Origin of the sequence: Prevotella sp. P4-98, assembly GCF_002251405.1 — a bacterium.
Classification (GTDB): Bacteria; Bacteroidota; Bacteroidia; order Bacteroidales; family Bacteroidaceae; genus Prevotella.
Window position 1 is genome coordinate 53,275 of the sequence record NZ_NPJC01000020.1, and the last position, 22,789, is coordinate 76,063.

Sequence of the window (22,789 nt, forward strand, 5' to 3'; positions counted from 1 at the left end):
TTAATGCTTTTCTATTCCGAAAGTCAACTGCCGGCGCATACGATGGCGCAACAGATAGAGTACACCATAATAAGGCAACAGCGACAGCAAAGATGCTACAGCTGCAATACCCTCATGACCAACAGTCTCCATCAACACAATCAGCACAGTCACCATCAATACAAACGGTATGGCAAAAGCCCATAACAACGCACGCGATGCTACAGCAGCAGTGGCCCACACCACTACACTATCACCCTTTTCAAAGGACGAAGCAGAAGAGGTGAACACTTCTATCATTTTCTCCTTAGATTCAGAGGCATGGCAGAAAGAGGCTGCCTGACAAGCTGCACACGCAGAAGTCTGCATGATACGCACCTTTACAGCGTGTGGACCAACACTTTCCACAACACCTTCGTGACGGATTCTTTTTTCCATTGAATTGCAATCTCGACTTTACAATGCAAAGATACTATAAAAATGCGAAATATATAACACGTCAGAAGAAATATTTTTATTTTTCTTCGTAATCGTTTGCAATTATCGGTACTTTTTCTTACTTTTGTACCATATAACATAAATATGACTATGAAAGCAAACGAGCAAACCCTACAACAGATTGAAAGGGCAATCAGAAAAGTGGCGGATAAATTTCCACCAGTTGAAGAACCCACCGTACTGACAGACATCCACTTACGCGTCAATCAAGAGACGGGCGAGCTGTTGGCATTTGATGATGACGACAATGAAATCACTCGTTGTGTAGTGGAACAATGGATAGATAACAAGGATGATAATTTCTACGATGAGGTGACTGCAGCATTGCGCAAGACCATTGCCAGCAAACGAGAAATGGTCAACCAAATGTCTATACTCAAGCCCTACTCTTTCGTACTGGAAGACGAAGAACGAGAGAATATTGCAGAACTCTACGTGGTAGATGACGACACCGTCATTATCGACAAGGAACTCATGGAAGGGCTGGACAAAGACCTAAACGACTTTCTCAACCAACTACTGGCGTAAGCCGCATCCACCTGCCTAACGCAGGTAAAGGCGGTCGCCCACTTCCAACTGGTAATCGGCAGGAAGGTGGTTGAGTTTATAGAGATACTTCAGACGGATTCCATACTTCTGGGAAATGGAATACATCGACTCACCCGGACGTACATAGTGCGCCCGGTTTTTATATTCTTTCGGTGCGTTACGACGCTTCTTTTGCAACCACACATAAGTGCCTTCCTCTAATTCTGCACCAACATAAAGTTCGTTGAAAGATGCTAACTTACGCGCAGAAACACCAACTTCCTTACCAATCAACGCAAACGTATCTCCTTTTTTAGCAACAACATAATAGTTTTTATTAAAGGAATGAATAGTATGCATCAATGAAGTAGGCTGATGGGTTTGATACTCATTATAACGGTTGTATTTGCGTGCTTCGTCGTACTGATAGAGTTTGTATAACTGGATGATATCTATCAGCTGAGCGGCGTAACGCGGATTGGTGGCATAGCCACACGACTTTAAGCCATGGGCCCAACCCTTGTAGTCTTTCAGGTTGAGTCGGAACAAGGAACTGTAACGGCGACTACTCACCAAAAAGACAGAATGGTCCTCATAACTGTCATAAACATTGTCATAAGCACGGAAACATTCATTGCGCTCATCATCATCGTGATAAGTGGTACGACCAGTCCAACCGTGACACTTAATGCCAAAATGGTTATTACCCTTACGAGCCAATTCACTATAACCTGCACCCGACTCCAACACTCCTTGTGCCAGCGTGATACTGGCGGGAATGCGATGTTTCTTCATCTGTTCGATGGCGAGATCCTTGTAGCGGTCGAAATATTCCTGATAGCGTGTGTTCCACTTGATCTGTGCCACAGACGTAAACGGCAACAGCAACAAGAGAGCCACTCCAATGCTTATTCGTCTCATGTGTGTTATTTTTCCTAATTCTGTTGCAAAAATAAAGAAAAAATATTATATTTGCAACAAAATCCTATACATTATGAAAAAGATAACCTTGAATATTGACATTCAACTCGCTCAAATTGACGAATTGCCTGAAGAGGACCAGCAACTCGTCAAGATGGCGATAGAACAGACAGAGCATTCATACTCACCATATTCGCATTTCTCAGTTGGTGCTGCGCTACGGTTGGAGAACGGCATGACGGTGAGAGGATGCAATCAAGAAAATGCCGCCTTCTCTGTCACCATCTGTGCAGAACGATCGGCGCTGTTTGCTGCGGGGGCAGCCTTCCCCGATCAAGCCGTCACCACACTTGCCATTGCTGCAAGAAAAGAAAACCACGAACTATTGGAAGAACCAATCAGTCCATGTGGCACTTGCCGGCAAGCCATCATCGAGACAGAGACTCGCTTCAAACGCCCAGTCAGAATTTTGCTTTATGGTAAAAAACACATCTATGTGTTTGACAGCATCAAAGCATTAATGCCGTTATCATTTACTGAATACTAAACACCATGATGCCGCACGACACGAGAAAAATGGTATTAAGGTTCTGAACTTGTTGTTTTCTCACGAATGTCACCAATGCCGAGTTGATAGGCTGGCGAAGTGGGCAACAACGAGAAATCATAACTTTGAATAGTTTCATCCACAAGGCGGAAATGTGACTTTCCGCCTTTTTCGTCATCCGTCGCCTCCCATACTATATCAGTAAAGGTATCGCCCATCAAAGGTTGATCACTACGAATCATGCAATGGGAGAAATGAAGATCGGAACCTTCTGCACTAAATACTAAATCATCGTATCCTGTCATCAGCGAATGGGTGCAGGCTACAGAAGCTTTGATGGTTCGGAAGGCCTCACCACGATCAGCCGAGAAGGGATAGAACTGTGCAAAAGTACAATGGTCAGCTGTCACACTCCCACCCTTTGCCTCTAAACAGCATCCGCCAGCATTGGTCAGCCGGCAATGAGTCAAGGCGAGATGTGCTCCTTCTGAAAAGATACCTGATGCACTGCTGTTGTGAACAGATGTGCGCAAGAGTGTGGCTTCCGCATTCGAACCTAACTGGAGCGCATCGGTGGCATTGCGAATCACACAGTCGGTCCATTCACCTTTGGCATTGGGTGCCAAGACAATACCTTTCCATTGTCCGCTAACACGGTCGTAGGGCAAATCATCAAACATGGCATCGAGGCGGTCACCACGAAACAGGCATTCTGAAGCTTGAAGACTGCCTTCCACATCAATGCCAGCACCATCATGAAAGAAAAGTTGCGCAGACCGAAGCGTCAGCTTGGCTCCCGTTGCAATATGCAATCCTTTCCGTATAATGATAGGACACGGACTATCCAGCGTAACATTTCCGTTAACATCCCACTGGTCGTGAATGTCAGCATCCCACTGATGAGCCCGCAAAGGAACCTTCTGTTGCTTTCCATGGGAAAGGTTGAACACCAGACAGTCGCCAATGGGTTGCACATCTGTTTGTCCACACTTGGGTGCGGTAAGTTCTACAAATACACAAAGGGAGTCACCCTTGCGGACTTCTACCCCATTTAGCTCCCCGTCAAGATATTCGCCATCAACATTGACGCGAAATCCCTGTGTGCCCTTTTCAAGGGCGACACGATTTATAAGAAGAGAGGCGTCACAACGGTTATAGACCCAAAAAGAATAGGTAGATGAAGGAATAGTACTGAACACCGTGTCCATCTTCAGAGTGTCAACGGAAAATGTCAACACATCAGTATTGGTAGTCGAATACTTCTCTTCATCGGAGCAAGCAGCAACCATCATAGCAAGGGTTATACAGAAAATAAATATCCGTTTCATCATTAGACAAAACGGATATTCATTATGTTTATTGTTATCCACAGCTAAAAATAATTTGTTGCCATGGAATCTTCCGAACTTTTGGCAAGTCAGATGGAAATCTTATTTGCCAAAATATCTCTTCAGCAGTCCTGCGAAGCCTGCACCATGGCGAGCCTCATCTTTAGCCATTTCGTGTACGGTATCGTGGATAGCGTCAAAACCAGCTACCTTAGCATTCTTGGCAATACGGAACTTGTCCTCACAAGCTCCAGCCTCTGCAGCTGCACGCTTCTCCAGATTGGTCTTGGTATCCCAAACACACTCTCCAAGGAGCTCTGCAAACTTAGCAGCATGCTCAGCCTCTTCGAAAGCATAACGCTTGAAAGCCTCAGCAATTTCGGGATAGCCTTCACGGTCTGCCTGACGAGACATGGCAAGATACATTCCCACTTCTCCACACTCACCATTGAAATGGTTGCGCAGGTCTTGAATCATCTCTTCGCTCACACCTTCGGGTTTTCCATCTCCAATCTTATGAACTGTGGCATAAGTCATTTCTGCATCGTCTTTCAGTTCGGTAAACTTAGATGCAGGAGCCTTACAGATGGGGCACTTTTCAGGGGCAGCGTCGCCTTCGTAGATATATCCACAAACGGCACAAATAAACTTTTTCTTCATATTAGTATTCGTTTAGTTTTTTATTTGATTCAATGGCAAAGATACACATAAAAATTAAATCCCGCAAGAATATGCAGGATTTTATTTTTTAGTGTTTCGTTTTTTCCAAATTACATACATCGCCAGACGTACGGTAACGCGACAAGAGGGGAATCTCTTTGCAGAGTGCATCTGCCAGTCGCTGGGCTACCATGTGGGCACCATAGATATTGTAATGGGTGTTGTCCTGCCTACCTTGAGGGATGGCTGGATGTTCACCTGGCGCGTAAATCATGTGCAGTTTCTTAGAACCTTCCTCACCCAACGAATCTTCAAGCAGGTGGGTAATGCGGTTAGCATCTACGAAATGGACATTCATACGCTGCGCAACATCACGTGGTGCAACGATATAGAGACCATGAGTATCTACAAGTACGTGAGGGAGTTCGACGGCAGTTTCCTTCTTCTTGCGTTTAGCTTTCGCTGCGGAGGTAACCTTTCCTGTTGCCACCGTATTGCGCAGATTCTCATCGTCGATTTTCTGTCCAACAGGTTTTGCAGTCTGAGCCTGATCGGCAGGAAGCCAATTACGTCGTACTACTGCATTCATCAGAATGGGGATTCCCCCTTTTTCACGCGTTTCTCTTACAAACTTTGCCAAGTTGTAATCGAAAGTAGAGCCTGGGTCTGTATGACGGTCGGCCTTAGGTTTCTCATCGTTGTGACCAAATTGGATAATGACGTAGTCTCCTGGTTTGAGGAGCGACAATACTTTATCCCAGCGTTTCTCGTTGATAAAGCTCTTAGAAGAACGTCCGTTGACAGCATGGTTATCAACTCGTACAAAGGTAGAATCAAAATAACATTGCAGAGCCATTCCCCACCCTCTTTCCGGTGACCCTGTAGAAAGGTCTTTCTGTGCAGCCGTTGAATCACCTATGATAAATATGGTGGTCACATGGTCGGCTTGGAAGGCACATACCACGCAAAACATGACGGCAAGCATAAACCAACGTCCAATCTTTTTCATCATTCAACTTTTTTATCGGATTGACGTTCAGGCCTTAACGATAGTCACCAGTTCATCACCAGAAACCATCTGCTGTTCGCCTGTTATCATGTTCTTCAACGTCACCTTACCTTCGTTCATCTCGTTTTCTCCTGCAAGGACAACAAACGGAATCTGCTTGGCATTGGCATAGTTCATCTGCTTCTTCATCTTGGCAGCATCAGGAAACATTTCGGTACGAATACCTGCCTGACGAGCCTTAGTGACGAGGGGCAGACAATAGGCTGTTTCCTTTTCACCGAAATTGATGAAGAGGAGTTGTGTAGCGTTAATGGAATCTTTTGGATAGAGATCGAGTGTGTTGAGGACATCATAGATGCGGTCTGCTCCAAACGATATGCCGACACCGCTAAGTCCTGGCATTCCGAAGATGCCAGTAAGGTTATCGTAGCGTCCACCACCTGTAATACTACCAATCTGCACATCGAGAGCTTTGACTTCGAAGATGGCACCGGTATAATAGTTCAGGCCACGGGCAAGTGTCAGATCGAGCTGGATTTCATTGTTCAGTCCGATTGTTTTGAGCGTTTCAAGAATATAGCGAGTTTCCTCTACACCTTTCAATCCTGTTTCGCTCTCAGCCAGAACACCAGCGATGGTATTGAGCTTCTCATCATTACTTCCTGTCAAGGAGATAATAGGTTGCAACTTTTCTATCTGTGCGTCGCTGAGTCCGTCTTGACGGAGTTCCTCATTCACATTGTCAATACCGATCTTGTCGAGTTTGTCGATGGCAACGGTAATGTCAACAATCTTATCGGCAGCACCGATTACTTCAGCAATTCCCGTAAGAATCTTACGGTTGTTGATCTTAATCTGAACACGGATACCGAAACGGCTGAATACCGTATCTACGATCTGCATCAGTTCCACCTCGTTGAGCAAAGAGTCGGAACCCACCACATCAGCATCACATTGATAGAACTCACGATAACGGCCCTTCTGGGGACGGTCTGCGCGCCAAACGGGTTGAATCTGATAGCGCTTGAAAGGAAGTTGAAGTTCGTCGCGATGCATCACAACGTAACGTGCGAAAGGCACGGTAAGATCGTACCTCAATCCCTTTTCACACATTTTCGATGCCAAGTGGAGTGCATTACGCTCTGCGAGTTCTTCATCGCTTACCTTTGACAGGCAGTCACCACTATTCAGCACTTTGAAAAGCAGTTTGTCGCCCTCTTCGCCATATTTCCCCATGAGTGTTTGCAGCGTTTCCATGGCAGGGGTTTCAATCTGCTGGAATCCATAAAGTGCATAGACCTCACGGATGGTGTTGAAGATATAATTGCGCTTAGCCATCTCTATGGGAGAGAAGTCGCGCGTTCCCTTTGGAATATTTGGTTTCTGTGCCATTTATTTTCTTACGATGGTTTGTGCTCGGTCTGGACCGATTGAGATAATCTGAATGGGAGTCTCAAGTTGGGCTTCCAGGAATTTGATATAATCGTTGAATGCTTGTGGGAACTGCTCTTCGCTGGTAAACTGAGTCATGTCGGTTTTCCATCCTGGAAGTTCCTCATAGACCGGTTCAATATTTTCCTCAATATTATAGGGGAAATAGTCAATCTGCTGTCCATTCTGCTTATAGGCAACGCAAGCCTTGATGGTGTCAAATCCGTCGAGTACATCACTCTTCATCATGATAAGTTTAGTAACACCATTGACCATGATAGCATATTTCAAGGCAACAAGGTCAATCCATCCACAGCGGCGTTCACGACCGGTCACAGCACCATATTCGTGACCGAGGTCACGGATGCGCTTACCTGTTTCGTCAAAGAGTTCTGTGGGGAATGGTCCTGCTCCGACACGTGTGCAGTATGCTTTCATGATTCCAAATACATCTCCTATTTTGTTAGGACCGATACCGAGTCCGGTGCATGCTCCAGCACAAATGGTGTTAGAAGAAGTCACAAAGGGGTATGAGCCGAAATCCACATCAAGCATAGTGCCTTGAGCGCCTTCACAAAGTACGCTCTTGCCGCTCTTCAGCAGGTTGTTGATTTCATGTTCAGAATCGACGATATGGAACTGGCGAAGATAATCTATACCTTCCAGCCATTTCTTTTCCACTTCAGTAATGTCGTACTCGAAGTTCAAAGAACGGAGGATGGCTTCGTGGCGTGCCTTGCAAGCAGCATATTTCTCTTCAAAGTTTTCAAGGATGTCGCCTACACGGAGACCGTTACGTGATACTTTATCAGTATAGGTCGGTCCAATTCCCTTTCCTGTGGTTCCTACCTTATTCTTACCCTTTGCAGCCTCATAAGCGGCATCAAGAACACGGTGTGTGGGCATGATGAGGTGAGCCTTCTTAGAAATATGAAGACGGTTTTTCAGTTCATGACCACTGGCTTCAAGCGCCTTGGCTTCTTCCATGAACAAGTCTGGAGCGAGCACTACGCCATTGCCGATGATATTCACCTTTCCACCCTGGAAGATACCGGAGGGGATGCTGCGTAGCACATACTTCTGACCTTCGAACTCCAGCGTGTGACCAGCATTAGGACCACCTTGGAAACGTGCCACTACATCGTACTGTGGGGTCAATACATCGACCACCTTACCTTTACCTTCATCGCCCCACTGCAAACCAAGCAGGACGTCAACTTTACCTTGATTCATTGTTTCGGATTATTTTGATTCTTTATTTTCTTGTTTTTTCTTCTCCATCGTTAGTTTGGCCTGACAACTGCTACACACACCATAGATATATAATGTGTAACTGTCTTTTTTGAACCGTCGCAGCCGCATGGATTCGACTGCCTTCACGAGCGCTGTCGCCTTCACATCAGTCACTTTTCCACACAGGGTGCAAATCTGAAAGAACTGTCCACCTTTATTGTATGCGGCACTATAAGTTACCTGTTTTTGGAAATGATGTTCTATTATAAGTCGCAGTTTGAGAAATAGCTTGATAGTATTGTAGAGTGTTGCCCTACTAACTGGGAATCTACGTTCTTCTGCGAGTCGTTTTCCAAGTTCATCGAGTGTGAAATATCCGTTCATAGCATAGACAGTTTCCAGAATAGCATATCGCTCAGGAGTCTTACGCCTGTTGTTCTGTGCCAGATAATTGTCTAAGATCTGCGTTACCGTTTCTTTCACGTTCTCTTTCATGACAGTTGCAGTTTAAAACCGCACAAAGTTACGACATTTTATCGAGATTATGCCTATATCGTTTAAAAAATGTCTATTTCTATTTGTTTTAATGCACTTTTGGCCAATCTTTCATAGACAAGTCCAAGGTCGGCAAAACGCGTCATCGTCTGAAAGGCAGCCTTCTTAACCGCCAGATTGTCACCTTGCAGGGCTACAAGTGCTTGGTCTATAAACTCGTTAATACCTCTTTCGTTAGGTTCTTGTCCCTTCATAAAAAGGCGGGTGAGCACATGGAAGCCACACAACTGGTAGAGTGGTTGTGGAGAGGCAATCCACTGGTAGGCTTTCTGTGCAGCAAATGGCAGATGCTGATAGAGGTTGAATGTGGCTTGTTCAGCAATTTCCTGGGTATGGGTCTGTTCCATCCAGATATCCACCACTTCAGCACATATTTCATCGGGAGGCATCAGCATGGTAGCTAAGATTTTACATTCCCTCACGTCAGCTTTCCACAATTCAATGGCGAGGTCGTAATCCTGTCCTATTTCTGCGGCCTTTTCTTTCAGCATAAGGATTGACGCTCCCCAATTGAGTTTATAGTCAGAGCCTTTGTCGCGCATCGACTGGGCAGTCTGTCCGTCCATAATCAATCGGAACGACTGTTTGATTTCGCGAACTTTATCTATTACTTGTTGTTTTTCCACTTGTCTTTATTTTGATGAACTCATATCAGCGTACCGTAGTCACTACTGTATCGTAGCATCTGTTGGGCGTAGCCTTCACTATAGTCAATCTCAATATGATCTATCTCCCCGTCAGCCCCTAACACAGGGTTGAGTATGGGATTGATGAATCCTTTATAAGGGGCCAACCCCAGTTGCTGGTAACGTTCGAGTATTTCACGATGAAGCGCAGGTTCGACTTTCACACCATATTGCTCCACCAATTGTCTGGCTGCCTCATAATCGCCCTCGCTCTTGATGCGTTGTACTTCGGCAAGCAGTTGTGCGAAAAGTTGGCGAAGCTGTGGGTAATCGGTGATACGTACGTATGTTTTTCCGTTGCACTTCTCAAGACTGATTGCATCGCCTTTCTCATAACACCACCTGGCTATGAGTGCCCTGTTACGCATGTGAGCCTCTTCTATCTGCTGTCCGGGCTGGATACGGATGAGTTGCGTAAGCAGTCCGTTGAGCACATAACTGTAATACTGGGCTTTATAAGCCTCATCATCGGGAAGAAGTCCGAGTTCTATCAATTTCTTGTCGGCCATATAATAAAGTCCGAACAAGTCGGCGCGTGCTTCTTCTATAGTACTGCCGTAAGCCTTGAGTGCATCGGGATCTGTATGGGGTAAGAGTTGTCCACTTCCGTGTCCGAGACATTCATGAAGGTCTGTATGCAGTTCGTCGCAACGGTCTCCATACTTTTTGATGAGGTCAAGAGTTGCTTTGTCAACAACAAATTCCTCTTTGAATCCATTGCCCAGCGATGCTTTATTGTAAGCATCAGTAATATTGGTAATGGTAACACTCTTGCTGCCGTATTGTGCTCTAATCCAGTCGGCATTAGGTAGGTTGATGCCAATGGCGGTTGAGGGATATTCATCGCCGCCAAGCATGGCAGCACAGATAGCCTTTGCCATGACGCCTTTCACCTTCGGCTTGCGGAATTGCGGATCCACGGGCGAGTGATCTTCAAACCATTGTGCATTGTCGCTTATGAGTTTGGTGCGACGTGTGGCTTCCTTGTCTGTATATTCCACAATACCTTCCCATGAACCTTTCAGGCCGAGCGGATCGCCATAGACCTCAATAAATCCGTTGACATAGTCGATGTCGCCTTCGTGACATTTCACCCACTTGATACAGTAGTCGTTGAAATCTTGCAGATTACCACTCTTATAATACTGTATAAGGGCTGTTGTCACCTCTTCCTGCTGTGGGGTTTCTGCCACATCCTTGGCTTTTTCAAGCCAATAGACGATCTGTTTGATAGCCTTACCGTATTTCCCGTCAGCACACCATGTCTGCTCCTCTATTCCTTGTGGAGTTTTCACAAGAGTGGAATTAAGTCCAAAAGAAGGAGGTTGCTGACCTTTATAATCGCGTTTCTGCGCATGATAGAAGTCTTCCACTTCCGTCTGCGTCAAACCTTGGTAGTAGTTGCATGCTGAGGTTGTGACAAGGTCTGCACCGTCAGCCTGATTGACTCGTTTGGGCAGAATTTCAGGATTAAAAATCACGGGAAACAATTCATCGCACAACTGTCCGACCGTTTCCCCTTCACATAACGGCAAAGAGGTTAAATCTATCTGTTCCAAAACTTGACGCAAATAACATTCGTCAAATTCCGGAATCATTTTTTCTGTGCCGTAGTGGTGATAAATTCCGCTTGAAAACCACACCCGCTTGAGATAAACTTCCAAAGCCCGGAAATTATCATTATCGCGATCTATCCTATCGGAGGTATAGACAGCTTCCAGCATTTTGCGTATGCGAAGATTATATCGTCCAAACTGGTCGAATGTAATATCGCGTCCGTAGAGTGTAGCTTGCGAAAGATAATAGACATACAGCTGTTGACGCTTGCTGAGTTGCTCAAAACCATTCAGTCGGTAGCGCAACAGCTGTATGTCTGCGAAGTGTTCGTCTTCGTATTGGATCATTTCGACGATCTGTCTTTCTTCTGATTCTCCACTTTCTGAGAGGGGTGTTGTTCAAGGAACTTCACACGATACTCTCTTGGCGACATATTCATGATGCGATAGAAAGAGGCATAGAATGACTGACGGTTAGAGAATCCTACCATGTCGCTGATTTGCTCCATGGTGAGCTTCTGATAACGTCGGTCAACCATGAGTGACATGGCCTCATCGATTCTGTACTTGTTAACAAAGCAAGAGTAATTGGTATGGAACTTCACGTTGATGACTGCTGACACATAACGTGTGTTTGTTCCAAGGTCCATTGCCAGTTGTTTGGCAGAATACTCTTTGTCCTTGTACTTTTCCTGAATTACAATAATGCGAAGGATTTTTTCTTTCAGAGTGTCCATCATTTCAGGATTAACTAGGCTCCGATACTTCGCCTCGTGTTCTTTTTTTTCTGTGATATTATACTTAGCCATAACTGTAAATGTAATAGCGGTTATTATTTAGCTACAAAATTAGCATATTTTTTTCAGACAGCACAACTTTTTTCATAAATATTTAACAACTTTGTGCAATTTTTAAGATTTTACATCAAATCCCTTTTTCACAACAAGCGAGTGAATCGCCAGTCTTTAAAAACATACTATATTATTATTCAGATACTTATATCGTTTTTATTGAAGCAAAAACCTGTTGTTTATAAAATTTTAAAAAATTACGTTATTAATTACCTTTCTTTTCAAACATTCTTTTCTTTAGCAGACAAGCACATCGAAAGTTTCTGCTTTCAGACTCGCCCGCTCTACTGAACTTTTGCCAGGTCTTCCAACGGAATATTGCGCAATTGATGCAGGTACTCCGTATGAATTTCCAAAGTTTTACACCATTGTTCCGTGAAGAGTGCGTTGACATCAAGTTCTATCTTCCAAGTGCCTACACTCTCCAAATGGTCAACCATAGTGCCTACCGTCATGCTGCGCAAGTCATGGGCTGGAATAAAGGAAGATGTCTCACCCTTTTCGTCGGCAGATACCTCCAGCAGCAATTTGGCATCAATCAACTTATAAAGCAAATCGTTGACAATACGTATGGGCAAACGGGTGCGCTTACGCAAGTCGAGAGCGGTCAAAGGCCGACCTCCTTGTTTGAAGCGTTGCGCCACACAACTCATCAACAGAGCACACATCATGACTCGGTAACGATAACTTATTTCGCCTGTATTGGCATCATAATCATAATAATCGAGATTCTGATTCGTATAACAGAGTTCTACGCCAAAAAGACAGATGGTCCAGGAAATCTGCAACCAGAGCATAAACAAAGGTAAGGCTGCAAAAGAACCATAGATGGCATTATAACTCGACAGAAACATTTGAGCATGAATATAGAAGATCTGCACGCCCTGCATCGCAATACCTGCAAGAATACCTGGCACGACGGCACACATTGGTTTTACATGCGTATTGGGCATAAAGATATAAAAGGCGATAAAGAGGCCCGACATCAATACATACGGCACCATGTCTATCAGAAACCTTACCACAGGAGTCAACAACATGAAATCATCCATCTCGTTGACCATAGTCGCCATAAAGATTGACAATCCAGAGGTCAGGACAATAAGGATGGGAAAACAGAAGAACATGGCAAGATAATCCGTAAAGGTACGGAAAATGGTGCGTGGTTTCTTCACCTGCCAAATCTCATTAAATGCCTGTTCCACATTACTCACCAGCATCAAAACGGTATAGAGCATGAACAGCAGGCCAATACCAAGGAAAATGCCGCTTTTCGTATGTACCAAATAGCTGTTTACAAAGCCTATGATAACCTCGGCTGCCTGTGGCTGGGACTGCAAAGCATCACGAAACCACACCTCAATATATTTATTATATCCAAAACCACGGGCAATGGCAAAGACCACTGCCAGGATAGGCACAATAGCCAACAGAGACGAATAAGTCAGCGCCGCCGCCTTATTCACCACGCGTTTGGCTGTAAAGAAGCGAATGGCGAGTACGAGTTTCTTAAGGATCTCTATCATAATCCACTTGAACGGAGTCGTATCGTCTTCGTTCAATTGCCATAGTCCGTAACGGAAAAAACCGATTATATGTCTAATTTGCTCTTTCATATTGTTTGAACTGCAAAGATAAGAAAAATATATTATAATTCCCAACAAAGGCGCTGATATTTTCAAGCTATCGGCTTATTCTGCAAAAGGTCGAACCTGAAAAGGCCTCATTCTGTTCCCATGCACCTCCACAATAACACGCAACAGGGTCTGCTTGGTTATGGGAATTACTACGGACTTATAACGGACTCATGGCGGAAACGTATCCCGAACACTTCCCGATGGCATCCCGAAGCCGAGAGCAGAGCCATAAAAGTTCGCTTTATGGCTTTGCCGAGACAAAGAAGACAAGACAAAAGGTCATGGCGTCCAGAAGCCGAGAGCAGAGCCAATTTTCTCTCAAAACATCATATTTTATTCACATTTTTGGATATTTCTAATTTTTGCATTAACTTTGTCCGTCATATCAAACAAAAACAGACAAGAAATACAACAATATGACAAGAAAGAAAAAGGCATTACCCATACTCGAAAACATCACCATCACAGACTTTGCAGCAGAAGGAAAATGTGTTGCAAGGGTCAACGATATGGTTGTCTTCGTGCCTTGGTCTGTTCCCGGCGATGTAGTGGATTTACAGGTCAGAAGAAAGAAACATAGTTTTATGGAGGCTGAAATCATACGCTTCCATGAGGAAAGTCCCCTCCGAACAAAACCATTCTGCCAACACTTCGGCACCTGCGGAGGATGTAAATGGCAGCAGCTCCCCTACGAGGAACAACTGAAAATGAAGCAACAACAGGTAAAAGACCAACTGACTCGCATTGGCAAAATCACCCTACCCGACTTCCGTCCTATCCTCGGTTCGGTAAAAACACAGGAATACCGCAACAAACTCGATTTCGGATGTTGTAACAAACGTTATCTGACCAACGAAGAAATCAGTAGCGGACTGCAATTCCAGCGTAACGCCATAGGATTCCATATTACAGGTGCCTTCGACAAAATACTGCCCATTGAGAAATGCTGGCTGATGGACCATCTGCAAAACGAAATCAGAAACGAGATTTTCGATTATGCACTAAACCACGAGATGTCTTTCTTTGACCTCAGAGCACAAACCGGACTCTTGAGAGATGTCATCGTACGCAACTCCAATACGGGCGAATGGATGGTCATCATTCAGTTCCACTATGATGAAGAAGGTGATGAACAACGGGCTGCAGAACTTCTGCAACACGTGGCAGATAAATTCCCGCAAATCACAGCATTACTCTATGTCAACAACCAGAAATGTAATGACACCATAGGTGATCAGGATATTATCGTGTTCAAAGGCAACGACCACATCTTCGAAACCATGGAAGACCTGCGGTTTAAGGTGGGACCGAAATCGTTCTACCAAACCAATACCGAACAGGCCTACCACCTTTACTCCGTTGTCAGAGAGTTCGCTTTCATGCCTGTTAACGGACAGACGCCCAACGAAGCGCCTCTGATCTACGACCTTTACACCGGTACGGGAACCATTGCCAACTTTGTTGCTGCCAAAGCCAGCAAAGTCATCGGTATCGAATATGTGCCAGAAGCCATTGAAGACGCCAAGGTCAATTCCAGCATCAACGGCATTGGCAATACCCTGTTCTATGCAGGGGACATGAAAGATATTCTGACCGATGAGTTTATCCAACAACACGGCAGACCCGATGTTATCGTGACAGACCCACCAAGAGCAGGAATGCACCCTGATGTTGTAAACACCATTCTGAATGCTGCGCCACAACGTATCGTATATGTGAGTTGCAATCCTGCCACTCAAGCACGCGACCTACAATTGCTCGACGTGGCCTATACGGTCAACGAGGTGCAACCCGTAGATATGTTTCCACACACTCCTCACGTAGAAAATGTTGTATTACTAACCAGAAGATCATAATTAAGAATATGAGAAAAATCGTTTTGCTTCTCACAGCCTCGTTGTTCGTACTCGGCATCAAAGCACAGGAAAACAAACAGGAAAAGAAAACCGTTTCCGTAGAACTTCCACAATGGGCCAAAGACATCAAACTCAGCGGATATGGAATGTTGCAGTATCAGGCTCAAGACCCCTACCGCACAACAACAGATGAAGAGGGAAACATCATCACAGAAAAGAATGCTTCAAACACCTTCAACATCAGACTGCTAAGGCTCATGCTCGATGGAAAAATCGGCGACGTGGCATGGCGTGCACAATTCCAAGGAAGCGGATCGTCTGCCTTTCTTGTTGACCTCTATGCGGAATGGCAGAAATACAGAGAAATACGAGTCAAAGCAGGACAATTCAAACGTGCTTTCACCTTTGAAAGTCCTACAAACCCCATCGACCAAGGTTTCTACTCCTATGCACTCGTCATCAACAACCTCGTGGGCTACGGAGACCGGACGGGAGAGAAATCGGCAGGAGGACGTGACATCGGCGTCCAACTGCAGGGTGATTTGCTAAAAAACAAAGCCGGACGCTATCTGTTACACTATCAGGTGGGAGTATATAATGGCGAAGGTATCAACACAAAAGATGCTGACAACAGAAAAGATATTATCGGAGGACTTTGGCTGATGCCGGTTGAAGGGCTTCGCATAGGTGCTTTCGGATGGACTGGAAGCAGAGCGAGCGTAGGCACAAAAAACCGTTATGCGCTATCGGCTGAATACAGCAAGAACGACTGGACTTTCCGGTCAGAATACATCCACAGTCAGGGTGCAGCGGCTCCTGGCAAAAACCTTGGCGATAAAGCCGACGGTCTCTACGCATTCGGTATTGCACCTGTTATTCCCAAGAAACTCTATGCCAAAGCACGATACAATATGTACCGACAGGATAAATCATGGAGTTCGTCAAAAACCATGTACGAAATGGGTATCAACTATGTTTTCTGCAAAAACCTGCAGGTCAACATGGAATATGCCCGCGTCAACGACAGAACGATTGCCAATCCTGACAAACACAACTACAACTTTGTAGATCTTCAGCTTGACTTCCGCTTCTAAAGCCGGAAATCAAACTGATTTCTGGCATAAATATGGATGAGCAATAAGTCGAAAACATGGGCTATAAAGATTCCGACGCCCACACCCGAAAGTCCGGAATAATGCCATCCGACAATAACTGAAATCACAAAAAACACATAATAGACTGCCTCCAAAAGAAGATAGTCAAGCGAACGGCCTCGCGCTAAGGTGAGATAAGCAACAGGAAGAGTTGCCGACTTAAGTATCATCGCGCCTGCCCACCAACGGGCTAAAGGAACAATAGGCAGAAACGATGAAGAAAGCAACAATGGTACTAACCACGGCAACAACACCATAACGATCAAGACTAACGGAATAGTCAAACCGGTCAACACCAACAACTGACGGCGCACTATTCCTGAAGCCGCACGATGGTCAGAGGTTGCTGACAGACGAGGCATGTAATCCTGTTCTAAAGCGGAAAACAAAATGGCCATATAACCTGCTGTAAGCAATTGGGCTGAACTAAACCATCCTACCACCTGCGAAGATGCTTCGCCTTGAAGCCACACACGAATACCATATTCTGATGCTGCACCTATTACAGCTGCCAAGGTAAAGGCCATTCCTAAACGAAACATGGAGCGCATTTCTGACAATGGAAACAGGGTATTGCCTTTTGGAAACTGCAACGGACATACGCGCAACGAACAAAAAAGTACGGGCAACAGGGCTGCCAATGCTGTTAAAACCACTACCGCTACGATGGATGACGCTCCATAATATATATATAGAGGTACGGTCAGCAAGAGACTCGACAATACGGAGACGATCTGCGACAAGGCCAACCAACGAAGGCGACGGGCGGCTTTGAGGATTGCCAACTCACCTGAACAGACGATCATCAACAAGACTGCTGGCGACAACAGCCAATGCCCCATCAGACCGCAGACAACCAACCCTAACGATCCGCCGGATATCGTCAACAACCGTACAGACCATACGCTCCGAATGCGTTGCACATTCCCTTCGTCAAAAGCCAACGACAAACGACGGACGCCACTCAACGACACACCCATGCCACAAAGCTGGACCAACATATTGACCAACGTATTGAGCAACGAAAGAGCACCTACACCGTCAGGGCCAAGAAACAAGGCCGCACACTTATTGCGGATAAGTGAAGCGACAACATTAACCGCCTGAACGCCACCAAAAAGGCCGGTGACCATTAAAATATGACGGAATGGCGAAATGCCACTGTTTCTTCTGGTAATCTTCATACTACCCTATTAAACGACAAAATGGCTCAAATTATTGCACTATCAGTAATAAATCTCACGATTTTCCTTTTTTTTTGCTTGCATTTGTGAGATTTTTCGTACTTTTGCATACTGTATGAAAGTATTAAAGTTTGGCGGCACTTCCGTCGGTTCTATAGAGAGTATTCTCAGTTTGAAAAGTATCGTTGAGTCAGAGACCCAACCCGTCATTGTCGTGGTCAGCGCTTTAGGAGGCATCACAGACAAACTGATTGCCATTTCACAACAGGCACTAACCGGTGACGAACAATATAAAGAGGAGTTTGAAAACATCGTCAAACGCCATCATCACATGGTGGAAAACATCATCAAAGACGAAACGGCGAAAAAAGCGCTGCTCGGCACACTCAACGACCTCTTCGATCAGTTGCGATCCATCTACTATGGCGTATTCCTCATACATGACCTCAGCGCAAAAACGCAGGCCACAATAGTCAGTTATGGAGAACGCCTGAGCTCGCATATCGTAGGGACGCTTATCAAAAACGGTAAGCGAATGAATTCACGCGACTTCATCAAGACCATCAACAAACAGGGTAAACATACACTCGACACCAAACTCACCAACCAACTGGTGAAAGATACTTTCGCTACTATCGACTTCAATACGACAGTTCCTGTGGTGCCCGGTTTCATCAGCAGAGACAGAGACACCAACGAGACAACCAATCTGGGACGAGGCGGAAGCGACTATACCGCTTCTATTATCGCAGCAGCACTCGATGCTGACGTGTTGGAAATATGGACTGACGTCAACGGATTCATGACAGCCGACCCACGCGTCATCAAGTCGGCTTATACCATCAACGAATTGTCCTACATCGAGGCGATGGAATTGTGCAACTTCGGAGCTAAAGTCGTATATCCTCCTACCATATATCCGGTTTGCGTCAAAAACATTCCTATCAAGGTCAAAAACACATTCAACCCCTCTGATCCCGGAACGATCATCAAAGACAAGATAGAAAACGACCGCAAACCTATCAAGGGTATTTCAAGCATCAAGGGTACAACTCTCATCACCGTTACCGGCCTGTCAATGGTCGGTGTGATTGGTGTCAACAGACGCATCTTCACAGCATTGGCAAACAATGGTATCTCGGTATTCATGGTGTCGCAGGCATCGTCTGAGAACTCTACGTCAATAGGTGTGCGCGATGAGGATGCTGACAAAGCCGTTGAAACACTCAACGAGGAATTTGCTAAAGAAATCAAAACAGGAGCTATGTTCCCCATGCACGCTGAAAGCGGATTGGCTACAATCGCTATCGTGGGCGAAAACATGAAACATACACCTGGTATTGCCGGTAAACTCTTCGGTACATTGGGACGAAGCGGAATATCCGTCATCGCCTGTGCACAGGGTGCATCCGAAACAAACATCTCGTTTGTTGTCCACTCAAAATATCTGCGTAAATCCCTCAACGTTCTGCACGACTCGTTCTTCTTGTCGGAATACAAAGTACTCAACTTGTTTGTGTGTGGTGTGGGAACCGTCGGAGGTAACCTCCTGCAACAGATTGCATCACAATATCAGGAACTCGCCGATACACGCCAACTGAAACTTAACGTAGTGGGTATCGCCAGTTCACACAATGCCATCTTCAACCGAGAAGGCCTTGACCTGAACAACTACAAAGAGCAGCTGAAAGCGTCGGAGCCCAGCAACATTTCAAAAATGTGCAAGGAAGTGGTGGGCATGAATATCTTCAATTCCGTATTCGTTGACTGCACAGCCAGCAGCGAAGTGGCAGAACTGTACCAGACGTTTCTGGAGCACAATATTTCAGTCGTAACAGCCAACAAAATTGCTGCCTCTGCGGAGTATGAGAAATATGCGAAACTCAAAGAAACTGCGCTGCGCCGTGGCGTGAAATTTCTCTTCGAAACCAATGTGGGCGCAGGACTGCCTATCATTGGTACCATCAACGACTTGAGAAATTCAGGCGACAAGATCCTTAAAATCGAAGCGGTATTGTCTGGTACGCTTAACTATATCTTCAATACAATAGCAGCCGACGTACCTTTCTCTGAAACAGTCAGACTTGCCAAAGAGGAAGGCTATTCAGAACCGGACCCACGTATCGACCTGTGCGGTAAGGATGTTATCCGTAAGTTGGTCATCCTTACTCGCGAAGCAGGATATAGAGTAGAACAAAGCGACGTCGTGAAACAGTTGTTCATGCCAGATGATTTCTTCGAGGGTAGTCTGGAGGATTTCTGGAAGCGCCTACCGTCACTTGATGCTGACTTTGAGCGCCGCCGTGAAATATTGGAAAAAGAGAAGAAACGCTGGCGCTTTGTGGCGAGCATGGAGATGGGCAAGACAAAAGTGTCGTTGGAGGCCGTCAGCGAACATCATCCTTTCTATGGTCTTGAAGGATCAAACAACATCGTCCTGCTGACGACAGAACGATACAAAGAATACCCCATGCTCATACAGGGCTATGGAGCTGGTGCAGGTGTAACTGCAGCAGGTGTGTTTGCTAACATCATGTCAATTGCTAATATATAATCACATTGAAACATATCATCATATTGGGCGACGGAATGGCTGACCACCCCGTTGAAAGACTTGGTGGAAAAACACTCTTGGAATATGCACGCCCTGAATACATGAACCGCTTGGCTAAAATGGGACGGACAGGAAGACTGCAAACCATCCCAAGTGGATTTGCTCCGGGTAGCGAAGTAGCTAATACGTCCATTCTCGGATACGACCTCAACAAGGTATATGAAGGACGTGGCCCGCTTGAGGCTGCTTCTATCGGATATGAACTGCATCCCGATGACTTGGCGCTACGGTGCAACATCATCTCGCTGGCGGATGGGAATATCATCACACACAATGGCGGAAACCTTGAAACGGCTGATGCAGATGTGTTGATACAAGAGCTCAACAAATACCTGGGAGATGACCGTGTGCGCTTTATCACTGGCATTCAATACCGTCACCTGCTCGTCATTCGTGGTGGTTCAAAACATGTTGTCTGTGCTCCCCCACACGACCATCCCAATGAACCATGGGAGAAACTATTGGTGAAGGCGGAAGACAACGCACCTGTTGAACCAGGAAGAATGACTGCAGAGGAAACGGCAGAACTCATCAACAGACTCATCATAGAATCCCAGCAGATTCTGTCCGCACATCCTTTCAATCGCAACAGGGCGGCAAAAGGTGAACGACAGGCCAATAGTATTTGGCCATGGGGCGGTGGATACCGACCTTCCATGCAGCCACTCACACAACTCTACCCACAGGTTAAGAGCGGTACCGTGATTTCTGCCGTTGACCTGATCAGAGGCATAGGACATTATGCCGGACTGGAAATCGTCAACGTAGAAGGTGCTACTGGTTTGGCAAATACCAACTACGAAGGTAAGGCACAGGCTGCTATTGAAGCCTTGCAACACGATGACTTCGTATTTGTTCATGTAGAGGCTACTGACGAAGCTGGTCATGATGGCGACCTCGAACTGAAACTGCGGGCCATTGACTATCTTGACAAACGGCTTATCAAACCCGTTTATGAAGCCGTATGTCAAATGAACGAACCCGTATGCATCGCTATCCTCCCCGACCACCCTACTCCCGTGGAAATGCGCATCCATGTCGATGAACCTGTCCCCTTCCTGATCTGGCATCCTGGCATCGAGGCTGACGCAGTAGAACATTATGATGAGGTGAGTTGCGTAAGCGGCAGTTATGGGATGTTGAAACTCAATGAATTTATGAACCAACTGATGAAAATATAATGAAATATTACAGTACAAACGGAAAAGCGCCAAACGCAGACTTGCATAAGGCTGTAGTAAAAGGTCTGGCAGAAGATAAAGGTCTATACATGCCTGAAAAGATCAAGGCATTACCACAGTCGTTTTTCGACCATATCGAGACACTTTCATTTCAGGAAATCGCCTATACTGTTGCCGATGCCTTCTTCGGTGAGGATGTGGAGGCGGATGCGCTGAAGAAGATTGTGTATGATACTTTAGCCTTTGACTGTCCTGTGGTAGAGGTTGAACCGACCATCTACTCGCTCGAACTCTTCCATGGTCCCACTCTTGCATTCAAAGATGTAGGTGCACGTTTCATGGCTCGTCTGTTACAGTATTTCATCAGCAAAGAAAAGAAAGGCCGCGTGAATGTTCTCGTGGCAACCAGTGGAGACACGGGTAGTGCCGTTGCCAACGGATTCCTCGGTGTTGAAGGTATTCATGTCTATGTTCTTTATCCAAAAGGCAAGGTCAGCAAAATACAAGAGTCACAGTTTACGACCTTGGGACAGAACATCACAGCCATTGAAGTTGATGGAGTCTTTGACGACTGTCAGGCATTGGTGAAAGCAGCTTTTATGGATCAGGAACTCAACGCGCACATGTGCCTCACATCGGCAAACTCTATCAATGTTGCGCGCTTTCTGCCACAGTCGTTCTACTATTTCAATGCCTATGCACGCATGAAGGAGCGCGGACTTGCTGATAAACTGGTGGCTTGTGTTCCCAGTGGCAACTTCGGCAATATCTGCTCTGCCCTCTTCGGCAAAAAGATGGGTCTCCCCATCAGCCGTTTTATCGCAGCCAACAATGCCAACGATATCTTCTATAAATATCTCTGTACTGGCAAATACGAACCAAAAACCAGCGTACAGACCTTGGCCAATGCGATGGATGTGGGCGATCCCTCAAACTTCGCACGCATCTATGACCTTTATAAGGGAAGTCATCAGGATATCTGCCAAGACATCAGCGGTGCCACCTATTCCGACGAACAAATCAAAGAGACGATGACACAATGCTATCGGGATCATGGTTACACGTTGGATCCGCACGGAGCCTGTGGTTACCGTGCACTCAAGGAAGGATTGCAACCTGGAGAGGTTGGCGTATTCTTGGAAACAGCACATCCTGCTAAGTTCAAAGAGAAGGTCGATGCCATCCTCCATACCGACATCACCATTCCAGAACGTCTTGCTGCATTTATGAAAGGCGAAAAGAAGAGCATTCCCATGACGAAAGATTTCGTAGATTTCAAATCATTTCTCATGCAAGAATAACATCATCAGGCTATCATCACCACCTTTCTGATATTTTGAAGAAAGGTAAACTTAGGTAAATAATGCAATAAACAAAAAGA

20 protein-coding genes are annotated in these 22,789 nt (G+C 45.6%); 7 read left to right on the forward strand and 13 right to left on the reverse strand.

Going from position 1 to position 22,789, the window contains the following annotated elements; all coding sequences use genetic code 11:
- Positions 1-417, reverse strand: a complete 417-nt coding sequence (locus CIK96_RS03445; protein WP_094439651.1) for a SoxR reducing system RseC family protein — start codon at positions 415-417, stop codon at positions 1-3.
- Between the two features lie 150 nt (positions 418-567).
- Between CIK96_RS03445 and CIK96_RS03450 the strand changes: the two genes are divergently transcribed.
- A complete protein-coding gene (locus tag CIK96_RS03450; protein ID WP_094390405.1) occupies positions 568-1,005 on the forward strand; it encodes a hypothetical protein in 438 nt (145 codons plus the stop codon).
- 15 nt (positions 1,006-1,020) lie between these two features.
- Here the strand turns inward: CIK96_RS03450 and CIK96_RS03455 are convergent, their stop codons facing one another.
- Positions 1,021-1,926 (reverse strand): glucosaminidase domain-containing protein, encoded by a 906-nt coding sequence (locus CIK96_RS03455; protein ID WP_094390404.1) that lies wholly within the window; start codon positions 1,924-1,926, stop codon positions 1,021-1,023.
- A gap of 73 nt (positions 1,927-1,999) precedes the next feature.
- On the opposite strand from CIK96_RS03455, the gene CIK96_RS03460 reads away from it, so the two are divergent.
- The gene (locus CIK96_RS03460) at positions 2,000-2,473 is read left to right on the forward strand and encodes a cytidine deaminase (RefSeq protein WP_094390403.1); all 474 of its coding nucleotides are present in this window, start codon (positions 2,000-2,002) and stop codon (positions 2,471-2,473) included.
- Positions 2,474-2,508: 35 nt separating this feature from the next.
- On the opposite strand, the gene CIK96_RS03465 is transcribed toward CIK96_RS03460, so the two are convergent.
- From CIK96_RS03465 to CIK96_RS03510, 10 genes are all read right to left on the reverse strand, one after another.
- Positions 2,509-3,765 carry a right-handed parallel beta-helix repeat-containing protein gene (locus CIK96_RS03465; protein WP_144007475.1) on the reverse strand — a complete coding sequence of 419 codons (1,257 nt, stop codon included), beginning with the start codon at positions 3,763-3,765 and terminating at the stop codon, positions 2,509-2,511.
- 138 nt (positions 3,766-3,903) lie between these two features.
- Positions 3,904-4,461, reverse strand: coding sequence for an NADH peroxidase (locus tag CIK96_RS03470; RefSeq protein ID WP_094390401.1), 558 nt, complete (start codon positions 4,459-4,461; stop codon positions 3,904-3,906).
- A gap of 88 nt (positions 4,462-4,549) precedes the next feature.
- Entirely contained in the window at positions 4,550-5,473 is a 924-nt protein-coding gene (locus tag CIK96_RS03475) for a rhamnogalacturonan acetylesterase (protein WP_254046713.1), read from the reverse strand.
- 24 nt (positions 5,474-5,497) lie between these two features.
- Positions 5,498-6,862: a histidine--tRNA ligase gene (gene hisS, locus CIK96_RS03480; protein WP_094390400.1), complete on the reverse strand. Its 1,365-nt coding sequence runs from the start codon at positions 6,860-6,862 to the stop codon at positions 5,498-5,500.
- On the reverse strand, positions 6,863-8,134 hold the full coding sequence (locus CIK96_RS03485) for an adenylosuccinate synthase (RefSeq protein WP_094390399.1): 1,272 nt from the start codon (positions 8,132-8,134) through the stop codon (positions 6,863-6,865). It lies immediately after the preceding gene.
- Positions 8,135-8,143: 9 nt separating this feature from the next.
- Entirely contained in the window at positions 8,144-8,629 is a 486-nt protein-coding gene (locus tag CIK96_RS03490; RefSeq protein WP_094390398.1) for a Fur family transcriptional regulator, read from the reverse strand.
- Positions 8,630-8,691: 62 nt separating this feature from the next.
- Positions 8,692-9,315: a DNA alkylation repair protein gene (locus tag CIK96_RS03495; protein WP_254047070.1), complete on the reverse strand. Its 624-nt coding sequence runs from the start codon at positions 9,313-9,315 to the stop codon at positions 8,692-8,694.
- 20 nt (positions 9,316-9,335) lie between these two features.
- The gene (locus tag CIK96_RS03500; RefSeq protein WP_094439659.1) at positions 9,336-11,279 is read right to left on the reverse strand and encodes a dihydrofolate reductase; all 1,944 of its coding nucleotides are present in this window, start codon (positions 11,277-11,279) and stop codon (positions 9,336-9,338) included.
- Positions 11,276-11,740: an AraC family transcriptional regulator gene (locus CIK96_RS03505; RefSeq protein WP_094390395.1), complete on the reverse strand. Its 465-nt coding sequence runs from the start codon at positions 11,738-11,740 to the stop codon at positions 11,276-11,278. Before CIK96_RS03505 ends, CIK96_RS03500 begins: the two co-directional genes overlap by 4 nt.
- Before the next feature lie 326 nt (positions 11,741-12,066).
- Positions 12,067-13,398 (reverse strand): YihY/virulence factor BrkB family protein, encoded by a 1,332-nt coding sequence (locus tag CIK96_RS03510; RefSeq protein WP_094439661.1) that lies wholly within the window; start codon positions 13,396-13,398, stop codon positions 12,067-12,069.
- A gap of 437 nt (positions 13,399-13,835) precedes the next feature.
- Here CIK96_RS03510 and rlmD point away from each other — a divergent pair, with 437 nt between their 5' ends.
- Positions 13,836-15,275 carry a 23S rRNA (uracil(1939)-C(5))-methyltransferase RlmD gene (gene rlmD / locus CIK96_RS03515; RefSeq protein WP_094439663.1) on the forward strand — a complete coding sequence of 480 codons (1,440 nt, stop codon included), beginning with the start codon at positions 13,836-13,838 and terminating at the stop codon, positions 15,273-15,275.
- 8 nt (positions 15,276-15,283) lie between these two features.
- Entirely contained in the window at positions 15,284-16,369 is a 1,086-nt protein-coding gene (locus tag CIK96_RS03520; RefSeq protein ID WP_144007476.1) for a porin, read from the forward strand.
- Here CIK96_RS03520 and CIK96_RS03525 read toward each other — a convergent pair.
- Positions 16,366-17,613 carry an oligosaccharide flippase family protein gene (locus CIK96_RS03525; RefSeq protein WP_094439665.1) on the reverse strand — a complete coding sequence of 416 codons (1,248 nt, stop codon included), beginning with the start codon at positions 17,611-17,613 and terminating at the stop codon, positions 16,366-16,368. The genes CIK96_RS03520 and CIK96_RS03525 overlap by 4 nt on opposite strands.
- 115 nt (positions 17,614-17,728) lie before the next feature.
- Here CIK96_RS03525 and thrA point away from each other — a divergent pair, with 115 nt between their 5' ends.
- The 3 genes from thrA to thrC are packed head-to-tail and all read left to right on the forward strand — an operon-like array spanning position 17,729 to position 22,709.
- Positions 17,729-20,167, forward strand: coding sequence for a bifunctional aspartate kinase/homoserine dehydrogenase I (gene thrA, locus CIK96_RS03530; protein ID WP_094434009.1), 2,439 nt, complete (start codon positions 17,729-17,731; stop codon positions 20,165-20,167).
- Between the two features lie 5 nt (positions 20,168-20,172).
- Positions 20,173-21,408 carry a cofactor-independent phosphoglycerate mutase gene (locus CIK96_RS03535; protein WP_094390390.1) on the forward strand — a complete coding sequence of 412 codons (1,236 nt, stop codon included), beginning with the start codon at positions 20,173-20,175 and terminating at the stop codon, positions 21,406-21,408.
- On the forward strand, positions 21,408-22,709 hold the full coding sequence (gene thrC / locus CIK96_RS03540) for a threonine synthase (RefSeq protein WP_094439667.1): 1,302 nt from the start codon (positions 21,408-21,410) through the stop codon (positions 22,707-22,709). Before CIK96_RS03535 ends, thrC begins: the two co-directional genes overlap by 1 nt.
- Positions 22,710-22,789: the final 80 nt, after the last annotated feature.

What these genes read in the sequence shown, in the direction of transcription:
- CIK96_RS03445 (WP_094439651.1), bottom strand. Translation starts at nt 417, where the DNA reads ATGGAAAAAAGAATCCGTCACGAAGGTGTTGTGGAAAGTGTTGGTCCA.
- CIK96_RS03450 (WP_094390405.1), top strand. Translation starts at nt 568, where the DNA reads ATGAAAGCAAACGAGCAAACCCTACAACAGATTGAAAGGGCAATCAGA.
- CIK96_RS03455 (WP_094390404.1), bottom strand. Translation starts at nt 1,926, where the DNA reads ATGAGACGAATAAGCATTGGAGTGGCTCTCTTGTTGCTGTTGCCGTTT.
- CIK96_RS03460 (WP_094390403.1), top strand. Translation starts at nt 2,000, where the DNA reads ATGAAAAAGATAACCTTGAATATTGACATTCAACTCGCTCAAATTGAC.
- CIK96_RS03465 (WP_144007475.1), bottom strand. Translation starts at nt 3,765, where the DNA reads ATGATGGTTGCTGCTTGCTCCGATGAAGAGAAGTATTCGACTACCAAT.
- CIK96_RS03470 (WP_094390401.1), bottom strand. Translation starts at nt 4,461, where the DNA reads ATGAAGAAAAAGTTTATTTGTGCCGTTTGTGGATATATCTACGAAGGC.
- CIK96_RS03475 (WP_254046713.1), bottom strand. Translation starts at nt 5,473, where the DNA reads ATGATGAAAAAGATTGGACGTTGGTTTATGCTTGCCGTCATGTTTTGC.
- hisS (WP_094390400.1), bottom strand. Translation starts at nt 6,862, where the DNA reads ATGGCACAGAAACCAAATATTCCAAAGGGAACGCGCGACTTCTCTCCC.
- CIK96_RS03485 (WP_094390399.1), bottom strand. Translation starts at nt 8,134, where the DNA reads ATGAATCAAGGTAAAGTTGACGTCCTGCTTGGTTTGCAGTGGGGCGAT.
- CIK96_RS03490 (WP_094390398.1), bottom strand. Translation starts at nt 8,629, where the DNA reads ATGAAAGAGAACGTGAAAGAAACGGTAACGCAGATCTTAGACAATTAT.
- CIK96_RS03500 (WP_094439659.1), bottom strand. Translation starts at nt 11,279, where the DNA reads ATGATCCAATACGAAGACGAACACTTCGCAGACATACAGCTGTTGCGC.
- CIK96_RS03505 (WP_094390395.1), bottom strand. Translation starts at nt 11,740, where the DNA reads ATGGCTAAGTATAATATCACAGAAAAAAAAGAACACGAGGCGAAGTAT.
- CIK96_RS03510 (WP_094439661.1), bottom strand. Translation starts at nt 13,398, where the DNA reads ATGAAAGAGCAAATTAGACATATAATCGGTTTTTTCCGTTACGGACTA.
- rlmD (WP_094439663.1), top strand. Translation starts at nt 13,836, where the DNA reads ATGACAAGAAAGAAAAAGGCATTACCCATACTCGAAAACATCACCATC.
- CIK96_RS03520 (WP_144007476.1), top strand. Translation starts at nt 15,284, where the DNA reads ATGAGAAAAATCGTTTTGCTTCTCACAGCCTCGTTGTTCGTACTCGGC.
- CIK96_RS03525 (WP_094439665.1), bottom strand. Translation starts at nt 17,613, where the DNA reads ATGAAGATTACCAGAAGAAACAGTGGCATTTCGCCATTCCGTCATATT.
- thrA (WP_094434009.1), top strand. Translation starts at nt 17,729, where the DNA reads ATGAAAGTATTAAAGTTTGGCGGCACTTCCGTCGGTTCTATAGAGAGT.
- thrC (WP_094439667.1), top strand. Translation starts at nt 21,408, where the DNA reads ATGAAATATTACAGTACAAACGGAAAAGCGCCAAACGCAGACTTGCAT.